Source organism: Streptomyces sp. NPDC086835, assembly GCF_044745705.1.
Classification (GTDB): domain Bacteria; phylum Actinomycetota; class Actinomycetes; order Streptomycetales; family Streptomycetaceae; genus Streptomyces.
On record NZ_JBIVAU010000006.1, the window covers coordinates 122,389 to 135,287 of the forward strand.

7 protein-coding genes and 2 pseudogenes are annotated in these 12,899 nt (G+C 72.6%); 2 read left to right on the forward strand and 7 right to left on the reverse strand.

The window, feature by feature from the left end:
* Positions 1-119: 119 nt before the first annotated feature.
* A complete protein-coding gene (locus ACIPJI_RS20635) occupies positions 120-971 on the reverse strand; it encodes an MBL fold metallo-hydrolase (protein WP_402247862.1) in 852 nt (283 codons plus the stop codon).
* A 67-nt stretch (positions 972-1,038) separates the two neighbouring features.
* Positions 1,039-1,767: a 4'-phosphopantetheinyl transferase family protein gene (locus ACIPJI_RS20640; RefSeq protein WP_402247864.1), complete on the reverse strand. Its 729-nt coding sequence runs from the start codon at positions 1,765-1,767 to the stop codon at positions 1,039-1,041.
* On the opposite strand from ACIPJI_RS20640, the pseudogene ACIPJI_RS20645 reads away from it, so the two are divergent.
* Positions 1,762-2,985 (forward strand): annotated as a pseudogene (locus ACIPJI_RS20645) (ABC transporter ATP-binding protein); the annotation flags it as partial. The gene ACIPJI_RS20640 and the pseudogene ACIPJI_RS20645 overlap by 6 nt on opposite strands.
* 406 nt (positions 2,986-3,391) lie before the next feature.
* Here the strand turns inward: ACIPJI_RS20645 and ACIPJI_RS20650 are convergent.
* From ACIPJI_RS20650 to ACIPJI_RS20670, 5 genes and pseudogenes are all read right to left on the reverse strand, one after another.
* Entirely contained in the window at positions 3,392-4,915 is a 1,524-nt protein-coding gene (locus ACIPJI_RS20650) for a protein kinase (RefSeq protein WP_402247866.1), read from the reverse strand.
* Between the two features lie 450 nt (positions 4,916-5,365).
* Positions 5,366-5,722: a phage holin family protein gene (locus tag ACIPJI_RS20655; RefSeq protein WP_189464334.1), complete on the reverse strand. Its 357-nt coding sequence runs from the start codon at positions 5,720-5,722 to the stop codon at positions 5,366-5,368.
* Between the two features lie 878 nt (positions 5,723-6,600).
* The gene (locus ACIPJI_RS20660; protein WP_402247868.1) at positions 6,601-6,810 is read right to left on the reverse strand and encodes an MbtH family protein; all 210 of its coding nucleotides are present in this window, start codon (positions 6,808-6,810) and stop codon (positions 6,601-6,603) included.
* Entirely contained in the window at positions 6,807-8,696 is a 1,890-nt protein-coding gene (locus ACIPJI_RS20665) for a condensation domain-containing protein (protein WP_402247870.1), read from the reverse strand. Before ACIPJI_RS20665 ends, ACIPJI_RS20660 begins: the two co-directional genes overlap by 4 nt.
* A gap of 301 nt (positions 8,697-8,997) precedes the next feature.
* Positions 8,998-11,847, reverse strand: a pseudogene (locus tag ACIPJI_RS20670) (condensation domain-containing protein); the annotation flags it as partial.
* Positions 11,848-11,882: 35 nt separating this feature from the next.
* Here ACIPJI_RS20670 and ACIPJI_RS20675 point away from each other — a divergent pair.
* Positions 11,883-12,785: a methionyl-tRNA formyltransferase gene (locus ACIPJI_RS20675; protein ID WP_402248236.1), complete on the forward strand. Its 903-nt coding sequence runs from the start codon at positions 11,883-11,885 to the stop codon at positions 12,783-12,785.
* The last annotated feature ends 114 nt before the right edge of the window (positions 12,786-12,899 follow it).

Consider the following 12,899-nt stretch of genomic DNA (forward strand, 5'->3'; position numbering starts at 1 on the left):
GTTGCGTGCCGACGAGCACGTCGCCGGCGCATCGGGTCAGGGAATCCGTCGTAGGAGCCGCCCGGCCGTGGTCCCAGCGCCGGAGTGCAGCAGGTCCCGACGCCGCGCGGCGCCGCCTCTCACGTCGCCGACGGCCGCGGCTGCTCCGGCGGGACCGAGCTCTCGGCATCCGCCATCCACTGGTCCAGGTCGGCCTGGGTGAACTCGGCCCACGGTGGGATCTCGGGGAGCCGGCGGAGGAGGTCGTAGGCCTCGGGGATGTGGGGGCCGCGGAGGACCGGGCAGTGGCAGCCGGCGATGACCTCGGCGTTCAGGTGTTGGAAGTCGGTGACGACGGTCCCGAACTTCTGGGCGTCCAGCAGGGCGACCCAGGGGGACACCAGCCTTCCGCCGAAGAACTGGCCGTCGCGGAATTCGTCCGGGGACAGCGCCGCCGTCTCGGGCACGGGGGCCGGCACGTTCGTGGCGAAGGTGTCGACGGCCCACAGGACGCTGGTGCTCGGATCGAAGAGGGCACGGGTCGTGGGGTTGTCGTACAGGGGCGGTCGTTTGGCGACCAGGGTGCGGTCGCCCGCGTCGATCGTGTCGCCGTCCGTCATGAAGCGGCACCGGTTGATGGGGGTCTCCCACTCCTCGGCCATGCGGCCGAGGGAGAACCAAGTCGTCAGCAGGGTCGCGTTCGGGCATTGGGCGAGGACCGCCAGGAGGTTGCCGGCGTGGTCGCGGTCGTCGTGGGTGAGGAAGATCCACCGTACGTCCAGGGGATCCACGACGGACCAGGCTGCCTCCAGCCACTGGGAGCGCACCGCGGGCGCACCGGTGTCCACGAGGACCGGTTCGGCTCCCCGGATCACCATCGAGTTCATCGGGAAGTGGCCGACGGGCGGGGCCTCGAGGGCCCACGGGATGACGAACGTCTCCTCGGCGATCTTGTAGGGCTGCAGAAGGTTGAACGTTTCCATGGTTGTCATCGCTGCTCTCCCTAGGACGGAGTAGATGCAGGCGATGACTCCAGTGCAGTCGCCTGCCGGACCGTCGTCAAGCGCCGGACTCGTGACGGTCGGCTGCGGTGAGCGACGACGGGTACGCGGCCGGCGCCGGCAGGTCCGGCCCGGGACGGCGTACGGCGCAGGCGGCCGCGTGGCCCGGGAGGACCGGGACGTCGGTGAGTGACCAGCCGGTCAGGGCCGCGGGAGCCGGGCCGGCTCCCACATAGGTGACCGCGGGGTCCTCGGCGAGGCCGATGCCGACACCTTTGAGGTACGCCTCCTTCCGGGTCCAGCAGCGGCCGACCGAGGCGGGACGGGCCCGGTGCGCTACGGCGGCCAGCTCGGCGCGCTCCCGCGGGTGCAGCATGGCGCCGATCTCGGCCGCCGCCTCCGGGGACGGGTCGGCCTCCACGTCGATACCGACGGGGGTGTCGGCGAACGCGAGGAGGGCGAGGTCGCCGGAGTGCGCGAGGGAGAAGTGGAAGGGCGCGTCCGCGACGGCCGGGCGGCCGTGCGGCTCGCCGCAGCCGGGGCACGGCTCACGGACGAGGCCGACGGCGGCCGGGTCCTCGTCCAGGTACGCGCCGAGCAGGCGCCGCAGCACCACGTGCGCGACGCGGTACCGGTCGCGGTCACGGTCCCGTACGAACGCCCCGACCCGGGCCCTCTCCGCGGCGTCGAGCAGCCACTCGTCCGCGGCGGCCCGTGCGGCGTACTCGCTCGCACGCGCGCACCACAGGCGTGGCCCCGAACCGGCCTCCCATACCGAGGGGTCCACGTCCTGACCGTGCGGTGGTACATCCCCCGCTCCTCCCTGGTGTACGCGGCGCACCGGGTGGCGACCGGCGCCCTCCAGCACCAGCTCCTCGACAGCGTCGGCGGTGTGCGGACCGTGCGGGCGTTCCGGCTGAACGGCAGGCACGCGCAGCTGCTGGAGCACCGGTCACGGGACGCGGTCGACCTCGCGCTGCGCGGCATCCGGCTCGTGTCCGGGTTCTTCTCCCGGCTCAATCTCGCCGAGTTCGTCGGTCTGGCGTCGGTCCTGGTCACCGGCTTCCTGCTGGTCGGCAACGGTTCCGTCAGCATCGGCACGGCGACCGCCGCGGCGCTCTACTTCCACAGCCTGTTCAACCCCGTCAACGCCGCGCTCTTCCTCATCGACGAGGCGCAGTCGGCCGGTGCGAGCCTCGCCCGCCTGGTCGGCGTGTCGAGCCTGCCGGCCGAGCACGATCCGGCCGGTGCCCCCGTACCGGTCGACGGTTCCGTCAAGGCGTACGGGCTCAGCCACGAGTACGTGCCCGGGCACCCGGTGCTGCGTGAGGTCGACCTCGAGGTGCGTGACGGCGAGCGGGTGGCGCTGGTCGGTGCCAGCGGGGCCGGGAAGACCACCCTGGCGAAGCTGATCGCCGGTGTCCATCCGCCGTCCGGCGGTTCGTTCAGCCTCGGCGGTGTCGACGCGCAAGAGCTCGGCCCGGCCGGCATCCGGCGTGCGGTGACGCTGATCAGCCAGGAGGTCCATGTGTTCGCCGGACCGCTGGCGGAGGATCTGCGGCTGGCCCGGCCCGAGGCCACCGACGACGAGCTGCGCGGCGCGCTCGCCCGGGTCGACGCCCTGGCGTGGGTGGAGGCGCTGCCGGACGGGCTCGGCACCGTCGTCGGCGAGGGCGGCCACCGCCTCACGGTGACCCAGGCCCAGCATCTGGCGCTGGCACGCCTGGTCCTGGCCGATCCGCCGATCGCGATCCTCGACGAGGCCACGGCGGACGCGGGAAGTGCCGGAGCCCGCACCCTGGAGGCGGCCGCGCTCAAGGCGTTGGAAGGCCGTACGGCACTCTTGGTGGCCCACCGGCTCCCCCAGGCGGCGACCGCCGACCGTGTCGTCGTCCTCGACGGTGGCCGGGTCGTCGAGACGGGCACGCACGAGGAGTTGGTGGCGGCGGGCGGGCGCTACGGCGACCTGTGGTCGGCGTGGTCCGACAGCCGCCGGCAGCCGGGTGACGACGAGGCGCCACAGACGGCCGTCAAGGCCTGATCCCCGGGGCGCGACCGGTCGCGGTCGCAGGAGGTTCGGTGCGCCGGGCTCGAACTCCCTTGCTCCGGCGGGAAGTCTGCCGGGCCTGAGACACTCCGAACGGCGACGCGAGCTGCCGCATGGTGAGGTTCGTCCGGTACCCGGTGTCCACGACCAGGTGACAGCAGCCGGCCTCGGCGGAGTGCTGGTCAACCCTTCCGATACCGCCGCCCGTCGCTTCGACCTTGTATCCGGTCAGATCCATGTCGGCCGCGTGGATCGCGGTCTCGGAGAAGGACCAGATGTCGGGGAGCATGCCTACTTCCTTCCTGCGGGGACGACCGGGACACGTGGCCTGGTCTGTCCTTCCTTGTTGCCCGGTACGGTCGGTTCATACCGCCGACCCGCCGTACTCGTCCCGGGCCGGTCGGCCTTCCCCGCCCCTGTCGGCCGGTCCGTCGCTGTGGTTCTTCCTCGGCGGCTCGGCCTTCCCCGGTCGTGGCTCGGGATCGACGCGGACGGGGCCCCGGACGGCCTCGCCCCGCGGGCTGTCGGGCTCCTGCAGGCCGGCGGCAGTGGGGCCCTCACGCTCGTCGGCCGCCGAACTCGGATTCGTGCCGGACTCCTTGGCCGTGAGGGAAGGCATCGTCCGCGAACGGGGGACGGCGGGCGTTGCCGCCGGTGAGGAGGACGGGCCCGGATGTCCTGCCCGGTCCGACGAGGGTTCGGTCGTCCCGTCCGCCCGGCCCGACGTGGATTCCGTCGTGGCCTGGCGCGGCCGGGAGGCCGCATCCTCATCCTCGGAGGGCAGACCACCGATCGAGCCGGTCAGCGTGACTCCGAGCACGGCCAGTGCCGCCCCCGTAGCAAGGAGGGCGCGGCCGGAGCGGCGGGAAGCGGGAACCGTGAAAAGGGGGTCCGGGGGCGGGGGCCCCTCGCTCGGTGTCGCCGCAAGCACCGGCCCCGCGCTCCCTGTTCGCGCACCCGCGAACTCCGACCGCAGTGTGTCGCCTGCGGCGTTCCGGTCCTCACCCGCGTTCCGGACGTCTACCGATGGGCCGATCCCGCGGCAGGACGACGCCGAGTCCCCGCCCTGCATGGCGGCCAGTGCCCGATGGCAGGCGTGTGCGTCGGGCCGACCGGTCTCCTCCGGATCCGTCATGGCCTTCAACAGCTCGACGAGATCCGCCGACAGGTCCGGAGGAATGGCCGGGGGCCGGTGCAGCCTCGCGATCGCTGCCTCCAACGGGGCACCCGCGTACTCCAGCTCACCCTTCAGGGCCTCGAGGAGCACGAGTCCGAGGCTGTAGACGTCCGCGGCCGGCGCCGCTCCTTTCCCCAGCACCTGCTCCGGCGCCATATACGCCGCGGTTCCGACGAGAGTTCCGGTGGCGGTGTGGGCGGTGGCGTCGAGCAACCGGGAAATGCCGAAGTCGGTCAGGTACGGGGTGCCCGTGCCGTCGAGAAGGATGTTCGACGGCTTGACGTCGCGGTGGACGACACCGGCCGCGTGCACATGAGCCAGCGCCGAGGCCAGCGCGGCCCCGATACGGGAGGCCTCGGCGGGAGTCAGGGGGCCCGCGGCGATGCGCCTGCGCAGCGTCGTCCCCTTGATGAGCTGCATCACCAGGTAAGGCCGTCCGTCCTCGTGACCGGAGTCGTACACGGTCACCAGGCCCGGGTGTTGCATTTGGGCCAGCAAGCGGCCCTCGCCGTCGAAGCGCTCTTCCGTCTGGGACTCGCCGCCCGGCCGGAAGACCTTCACCGCCACCGGCCGGTGCAGCCGCAGGTCCCGCCCCTCGTACACGTCAGCCGCACCACCACGCCCCAACAGGTCGTCGAGCCGATAGCGGCCGGCGACCACGTGGGCCGTGAGCCGGAGATCCGGTGGGGCCGGCCACGTGCGGACCTTCATCTGCGCTCCCTGCGTTCCGTTGTCGCCTTCCGCTGTCCGCCCGCCCACGTACGTGCCGGGTAGGGAGCGCCGGCGTCCGATGCCTGGCCGTATGACCGCTGAACGGCGGTCGACGCCGTACCGCCCCCGGCGGCGCGCCTGCCCGTGTGCGAGCTCGGAACTACGCGTGCCCCCTGAGCCCCGGGACATCCGTGTGAAAGCCGGAAAATCCGTGGGGGAACTCCCGGACGCCGCGGCACGCACCCGGCATCACCTGCGCCTGACAGGGCTCGGCCGTGGAGGGCTGGAGCCTGCGCTCTCTCCACGCGTCGACTCCGCTGGACGAGCCACGATTTCGGAGCCCTCCTCCGGCTGAGCGGAAGGGAGCCCGTGAGCGGATACGGGCCCGTCCCCGCCCCCGTCCCGGAGGCGGCGGGGACGGCGGCGTGTCCGCCCGTGACGACCCATCAGTCAGTGCGCCAACTCGTCGGCCACCTCCTTCACCGCGTCCAGCGAACCTGCCAGCGCCTCCCGTGACGCGGCTCGGGCCCGGCGCAATCTCTCGTACCCATACCCGGCGAACGCCACAGCCCCGATGCCGTACGCAGCCGCCAACGCCCCCGTCACCCGCGGCGCCGGCCACACCCGCTCCAGCGCCCGCACCGCCGACTCCTGAGCCGCCAGCAGGGCCAGCACACCGAGCACCCCGCCCGCCCCCAGAGCCGCCGAACCCCGGCGCCCCTCGGACACGGCAGCCACCAACTCCGCCTTCACCTGGTCAATATCCTCACGGACCAACTCGATCACATCCTGTGACAGTGCTTGCATGCCTTCTCGGTACCCCTGACGCGGCCGGGCAGACACGCGTCAGATCGCCACGCGCACCACCGAGAGACGACAGCCTCAGTGCGGCATCGGGGGATACGCATACGCCTGCCGGCCTCGATCTGCTCGACGGTCTCGCCGTACGCCCCTCGACGGTCTCGCCGTTCGCCCGGTGAAGGTGAACCCACTCGCCGGGATCGACCCCAACGAACGCAAGGCCCGGTCCACCATCGAGCGAGCACTCGAGGCCGGCAGCCGGCACCCACGCCGGATCGGGGCACCGGCATGACCGGGACCCCCACAGCCACCCCGGCTGTCCCTCGCCCGGCACCGACCGCACCCGCCGGCGCGCCTCCGGTCCCCACTCGGAGACGGCTGCGGCGGCCGCCGCGCTGACCGCCCGGCTGCCTGACAGGCACCCGGACGAGGAAAGCCCCCGCAAGGTCTCCCGGGCCGACATCCTGCGCACCATCGGCGAGAGGGCTACCGTTTCGTGCGGTGCGACCAGACGTTCTACGCGGTCGCCGTCGCCGGCGGACCAGTCGCACGACCCATCCGCTCCAAGGACGGGGAGTCGGCATCCGAGAGCTGCTCGAAGCCACGGACGCGAAGGCGCGGTTCGAGGTCCTCGAGTCGGACCAGGCCGTGGTCATCGAGCAGTGCGGCGCCGCGCTGGAGGCCGTTACGGATCCTGGCCTTGAGCAGGCGGCCCTGTTGAAAACGTGTGTCGGCATGGCCGGGGACGGCTGCCTTCCGGGTGCCCAGGCCCTCGCCTCGAATGTCCTCGACACGCTCTTTCGCGGTGTCTGTCGGGTCGAGCCGAACCTGCGGGGGCCGAACGGCAGATCCTTTCCGTCGCCGGCCCGTCCCCGACCACGGGTTCAGCCCTGCCGCGCGATCAGGCTCGCGGGCCGCAGATCGGTCCAGTTGGCCTCCACGTAGGCGAGGCAGGCATCCCGGGTGTCCTCGCCGAAGACGGTGCGCCACCCCGGGGGCACCTCGGCGAACGAGGGCCACAGCGAATGCTGGTTCTCCTCGTTGACCAGGACCAGGAAGCGCCCCTGCGGGTCCTCGAACGGGTTGGTCGTCATAGCTCGTCACTCCTCATGGGGTTCACGGTGAACAGTTCCGAGAGCGGCTGTTCCGGGTCGGCCGCCACCTTCCGCAGCAGCGTGCGGAGTTCGTCCGCGAGCTGCCGCGCCTTGGCCCGCCCGAGCAGTCCGGTGGCGTGGATCAGCTCGCAGTGCACCGGTCCGTCGCCGCGCGGCTCGTAGAAGCTGAGAGTCAGCTCGGCCCTGGCCGAGCCGGTCGGCACGGCGTGGAAGGAGCCCATGCCGCCCTCCAGCTCCGCCAGGTCCGCCTGTTCGTGGTGGATCACCATGACCTGCGGTCCCACGGGCGGCAGGCCGGTCGCACGCGCCACCTCGTCGAAGGGCACGTCCCCCCGGTCCAGCGCGCCGAGCGTCGTCTCCCTCACCCGGGTGAGCAGCTCGGTGAAGGTCGGGTCCCCCGCGGTGTCGGTGCGCAGCACCACGGTGTTGAAGAAGCAGCCGACCAGATCGGCCAGCCGGTCGTCGCCGCGGCCGGCGACCATGGTGCCGATCGGTAGGTCGGTGCCGGCGCCGTGGGCGGTGAGCAGGGCCGACAGTGCCGAGTGCAGCACCATGAACATGCTGCTGCCGGTGGCCCGGGCGAGCCGGTCCACGCCGGCGTGGAGCTGTTCGTCGAGGACGAACCCGACGTGGTCACAGGCAGGCCCGGACCGGTCCGCCGCGTCGGTGCGCGGCCGGTCGGCCGGCAGCTCCAGGGAACGGGGGACGTCCTTCAGCGTCTGCCGCCAGTAGGCGAGTTGCCGTCCGGCCAGGCTGTCCGGGTCGGTGAGTTCGCCGAGCGTCTCGTGCGCCCAGTGGGTGTAGTCGCCGTACGTCACCGGGAGGGGCTGCCACCCGGGCTCCGCGCCCGAGGTCCGCGCCGCGTACGCGGTGGTGAGGTCGCGGAACAGCGGCACGACCGACCATTCGTCGGCGGCCAGGTAGTGCATGGTCAGCAGCAGCGCCTTCGTCCCGTCCGCGCCGGTGAGCAGCCTGGCCCGCAACGGGGGCTCCCGCGTCAGGTCCGGTGCCCCCGCGGCGAGCTCGGCGAGCCGGGTATCTACATCGGCGCACTGCTCGGTCTCCAGCTGCGGCGGCGGGCCGGCCTGCTGGAGAACGGCTCCGTCCCGTTCGATGAAGCAGGTGCGCAGCGGTTCGTGCCGTGCCACCACGTCCGCCAGCGCCGCGGACAGCGCCTCGGTGTCCAGCCCGCCGGGCGAGCGCAGCACGAGTGCGTGGTCGAAGGCCGCGTGCCGTCGGTACGACGACCACTGCGGGCGCTGTACGGGAGCGACGGGCGCGGGGGCGCCGTCCGCGCGGTGCCCGACCGGTCGCAGCGCCGGGCGGGCGGCCGCCGCGCCCTCGATCTTGTCCGCGATGCCGGCGACGGTCAGTGCGTCGAACACGTCGCGGATGCTCAGCTCGACGCCGAACTCGGTGCGGATCCGGCCGACGAGGCGCATGGAGGCCATCGAATGGCCGCCCAGTGCGAAGAAGCTGTCGTGGACGCCCACGTCCTCCAGCTTCAGGATCTCGCCGAACAGTTCCGCCAGCCGGACCTGCGTCGGGGTGACCGGTCGGGCGTCACCGGTCATCCCCGACCAGTCGGGTACGGGCAGTGCTTTGCGGTCCAGCTTGCCGTTGGGGGTCAGCGGCAGCGGGCCGTCCAGCGGTACGACGAGGGCGGGCACCATGTACTCGGGCAGCAGCGCGGCGACGTGCGCGCGCAGCGCCTGCGGGTCGAGGACTCCTGTGCCGGTGTCGAGGCGGCTCTCGGGGCCGGGGACGGTGTCCGGGCCGCTCGCGGGGCCCGGTCCGGTGTCGGGACCGTTCTCCGGGACGACGTAGCCGACCAGGCGCACGATGTCGCCCTTGCGGTCGGCCACCACGGCGGCCTGAGCGACCTCGGGACGGCCCACGAGCGCGGCCTCGATCTCGCCCAGTTCGATGCGGAAGCCGCGGATCTTCACCTGTGTGTCGACCCGGCCGAGGAAGTCGAGGTTGCCGTCCCTGCGCCAGCGGGCGCGGTCCCCGGTCCGGTACATCCGGCTGCCGGGCGGGCCGAACGGGTCGGCGACGAACCGCTCCGCGGTCAGCGCGGACCTGCCGAGGTAGCCGCGGGCAAGGGCCCCTCCCGGCCACGTACAGTTCGCCGGCCACACCCGGCGGGACCGGGCACAGACGGGCGTCCAGGACGTAGCAGACCGTGTTCGGGTCGGGCCTGCCGATCGGTACCCGGCCGGTGGGCCGTCCCCCGGACTGCCGGGCCGGCCACAGCGTGGAGTTCACCGTGGCCTCCGTCAGTCCGTAGGCCGCGATCAGGTCGGCGGTGGCGCCGAAGCGCTCGAAGAGGTCCGGCGGCACGGTCTCCGTCCCGACGAGGACCGTGGACCCTTCGGGCAGTTCACAGTCGGCGGGCAGCGCCGACACCAGGGACGGCGGCAGGATCATATGGGTGATCCGCTGCTCCGCCAGGAAGTCGGTGAGCGCCGGCCCGGCGACCCGCGCCTCGTCCGGCATGAGCACGAGCCGGCCGCCGTGGCACAGCGCCATCGACAGTTCGAACACGAAGACGTCGAAGCCGATCGAGGCGAACTGGAGGACACTGCTGTCCCGTTCCAGGCCCATCCGGTCGACGGCGGTCGCCACCAGGCTGGAGATGCCCTCGTGCGGGACGACCACGCCCTTGGGCCGGCCCGTCGAACCGGACGTGTAGATCACGTAGGCGGCCTGGTGGAGACTCACGGGCAGGCCGTTCACGGCGGAGCCGTGGAGTCGGCCGAGTTCGGCCGTGACGTCCGGCGCGTCGAGGAGTACCACGGGGGCACCCGTCACTTCAGGGATCTTCCCGGCCACCGGCTCGGTGCCGACGACGACGGCGGCCCCGAAGTCCTCGATCATGTAGGCGAGCCGGTCGGCGGGGTGGACCAGGTCCAGCGGCAGGAAGGCGGCCCCCAGTTTGAGGGCGGCGAGCACCGTGGCGACCATGTCGGCCGAGCGGGGCACGGCCACGCCGACCACGCTCTCGGCACCCACTCCCCGCGCGGCCAGCAGGTGTGCGATCCGGTCGGAGCGGGCGTCCAGCTGCGCGTAGCTGAGCGACTCGGAGCGTTCCACGACGGCCACCGTGTCGGGCCGTTCGGCGACCTGCCGGGCGAACAGGGCGGGCAGCGAGGCCTCTTCGACCTCCCGGCCGGTGGCGTTGAAGCGGTCCAGGACCGTCTCCCGTTCGCCGGGGGCGAGGATCTCCGCGCGGGAGAGGGGCTGTTCCGGCGCCCCTGCCACTGCCGTGACCAGCCGCCGCAGACACTCGGCGAGCTGCTCGGCGCTCTCCTGGTCGAACAGCTCGGTGGCGTACTCCAGGCGGCAGCCGAGGGTGCCGTCTTCGCCGTCGGCCGCGGTCTGCTCGGTGAAACTGAAGACCAGGTCGAACTTGGCGGACCTGATCCGGAACGGCACGTCCGCCACCCGCAGTCCGGGCAGCCGGAGCTCGTCGGCGGTCCGGTTGTGGTAGCCGACCATCACCTGGAACAGCGGGTTGCGGGCGGGCGACCGGGCCGGGTTCAGCCGCTCGACGACGGCCTCGAACGGCACGTCCGCGTGGGAGAACGCTGCCAGGTCGGTGGCGCGGATCCTGGCCAGCAGCTCCGTGAAGCTCGGGTCGCCGCTCACGTCCGTCCGCAGTACCAGCGTGTTGACGAAGAAGCCGACCAGGTCGTCGAGTGCTTCGTCGCTGCGTCCCGCGATGGGCGAGCCGAGGGGGATGTCCGTGCCGGCGCCCATGCGGTGGAGCAGGGCGGCGGCGGCCGCGTGCACCACCATGAACATGCTGGCGCCGCTTTCCCTGGCCAGCCGCTTCAGCCCCTGGTGGACCTCTGCGTCGAACGCGATGTCCAGTTCCGCGCCGGTGAAGGCGGGGCGGGCGGGCCGGGGACGGTCGGTCGGCAGCTCGATCTCCTCAGGGGCGCCCTCCAGCGCCGTGCGCCAGAACTCCAGTTGCCGTGCGATCAGGCTCTGGGCGTCGGCGGGGTCGCCGAGGAGGCGCTGCTGCCACAGCGCGTAGTCGGCGTACTGCACGGGCAGCGGCTCCCACACCGGCGCGGTGCCCCCTGTGCGGGCGGCGTAGGCGGTGGCCAGGTCGCGCAGGAAGGGCCGGTCGGACCACTCGTCGGTGGTGATGTGGTGCAGCAGCAGGACGACGACGTGGTCCTCGGGGGCCACCTCCACGACCGTCGCCCGCAGCGGCAGTTCGGCGGCCAGGTCGAACGGGCGGTTGACGGCGACGTCGACGATGCCGGGAACCTCTGCCTCGTCGGCGCGGAGGCACTCCACCACCGGGTGGGCCCGCTCGACGGGCAGCACCCGCTGGAAGACCTGGCCGTCACGCTCGAAGAAGACGGTCCGCAGCGCTTCGTGGCGTGCGGCCACATCGGCCAGCGCGGCCCGCCACGCGGGCACGTCGAGCGTGCCGCGCATCCGCATCACCAGCGGGAAGTTGTAGGCGGCGGAGGTGCACTCGATCTGCTGGACGACCCACAGCCGCTGCTGGGCGTGGGACAGCGGCAGTTCGGCGGGCCGCTCCCCGGCGGTGAGGACCGGGCGTGCGGTGGCGGCCGGGCGGGCTGCCCGCTCGACGAGCTCGGCGACGGTCGGCGCCTCGAAGAGGTCCCGGATCGCCAGCTCCGCGGAGAGCGCGGTGCGCGCACGGCTGATCAGTCTGGTGGCCAGCAGCGAATGACCGCCCAGGTCGAAGAAGTTGCTGTCCGTCCCGACGCTCCCCTCGGGGACGCCGAGCACTTCGGCGAAGAGCGCGCAGAGGGTCCTTTCCTGCGGCGACCGGGGCGGACGGACGGCGCCCGGCCCCGTGACGTCGGGGGCGGGCAGGGCCTTGACGTCGAGTTTTCCGTTGACGGTCAGCGGCAGCGTGCCCACCGCCACCAGCGCCGCCGGGACCATGTGGTCGGGCAGGGCGGCCCGCAGGTGGTCACGCAGGCCCTGCACCAGCGCCGCCCCCGTCTCGACGCCGTCCTCGGGCACGACGTAGCCGGCCAGGCGCTTCGCACCGGCGCACCCTGCAAGCGCTCCTGGATTCCGAACACGACGTGGTGCTGGTCGTGACGCATCCCAAGAGCGAGCACGCGTACGAGAAGATCTGGAGCGACTCGGTCGCCGACCTCGCGCAGGAGCACGGCGTGCCGGTGCTGATCCGCAACAGGCCCGACGACGAAGAGCTGTTCATGCGGCTCAAAGAGGCCGACCCGGACATCATCGTCGCGAACAACTGGCGGACCTGGATCCCGCCGCGCATCTTCGGCCTGCCCCGTCACGGCACCCTCAACGTCCATGACTCGCTGCTGCCGAAGTACGCCGGCTTCTCCCCGCTGATCTGGGCACTCATCAACGGCGAACCCGAAGTGGGCGTCACCGCGCACATGATGGACGACGAGCTCGACGCCGGCGACATCGTCGTCCAGCACGCCGTGCCGGTCGGGCCGACGGACACCGCCACCGACCTGTTCCACCGGACCGTCGACCTCATCGCCCCGGTCACCACCGAGGCGCTCGCCCTCATCGCCTCCGGGCGCACCGACTTCACCAAGCAGGACCGGTCGCAGGCGAGCTTCTTCCACAAGCGGTCCGCCGAGGACATCCGCATCGACTGGAACTGGCCCGCGGAGGATCTCGAGCGGCTGGTCCGCGCCCAGTCCGCGCCGTACCCGAGCGCCTTCACCTTCCACAAGGGCAAGCGCCTGGAGATCCTGGCCGCGGTCGTGTCCCAGGGCCGCTACGGCGGCACCCCCGGTCGCATCTTCTACCGGGAGTCGGGCGGCGTGGTGATCGTCGCCGGGGCCGACGCCCGCACCGGCCGCAACCACGGTCTGGCGATCACCCGGGTACGGACGGAGGACGGCGACGAGATGGCCGCGACCGACTACTTCACCTCGATGGGCGGCTACCTCACGAGCCGTCCCTGACGGCCGGACGAGCCGCGCGGCCGTCGGTGGGAAGCCCGTCGCGGCGGCTCGTCGCGGCACGTGCCCAGTACCGGCCCCGCACGAGGGGGCGGGGTGTCCCGCCTGCCCCCAACA

Bases quoted from the DNA above. Each gene is read 5' to 3' on its own strand.
- ACIPJI_RS20650 (WP_402247866.1), bottom strand. From the start codon at position 4,915: ATGAAGGTCCGCACGTGGCCGGCCCCACCGGATCTCCGGCTCACGGCC.
- ACIPJI_RS20635 (WP_402247862.1), bottom strand. From the start codon at position 971: ATGACAACCATGGAAACGTTCAACCTTCTGCAGCCCTACAAGATCGCC.
- ACIPJI_RS20660 (WP_402247868.1), bottom strand. From the start codon at position 6,810: ATGACGACCAACCCGTTCGAGGACCCGCAGGGGCGCTTCCTGGTCCTG.
- ACIPJI_RS20655 (WP_189464334.1), bottom strand. From the start codon at position 5,722: ATGCAAGCACTGTCACAGGATGTGATCGAGTTGGTCCGTGAGGATATT.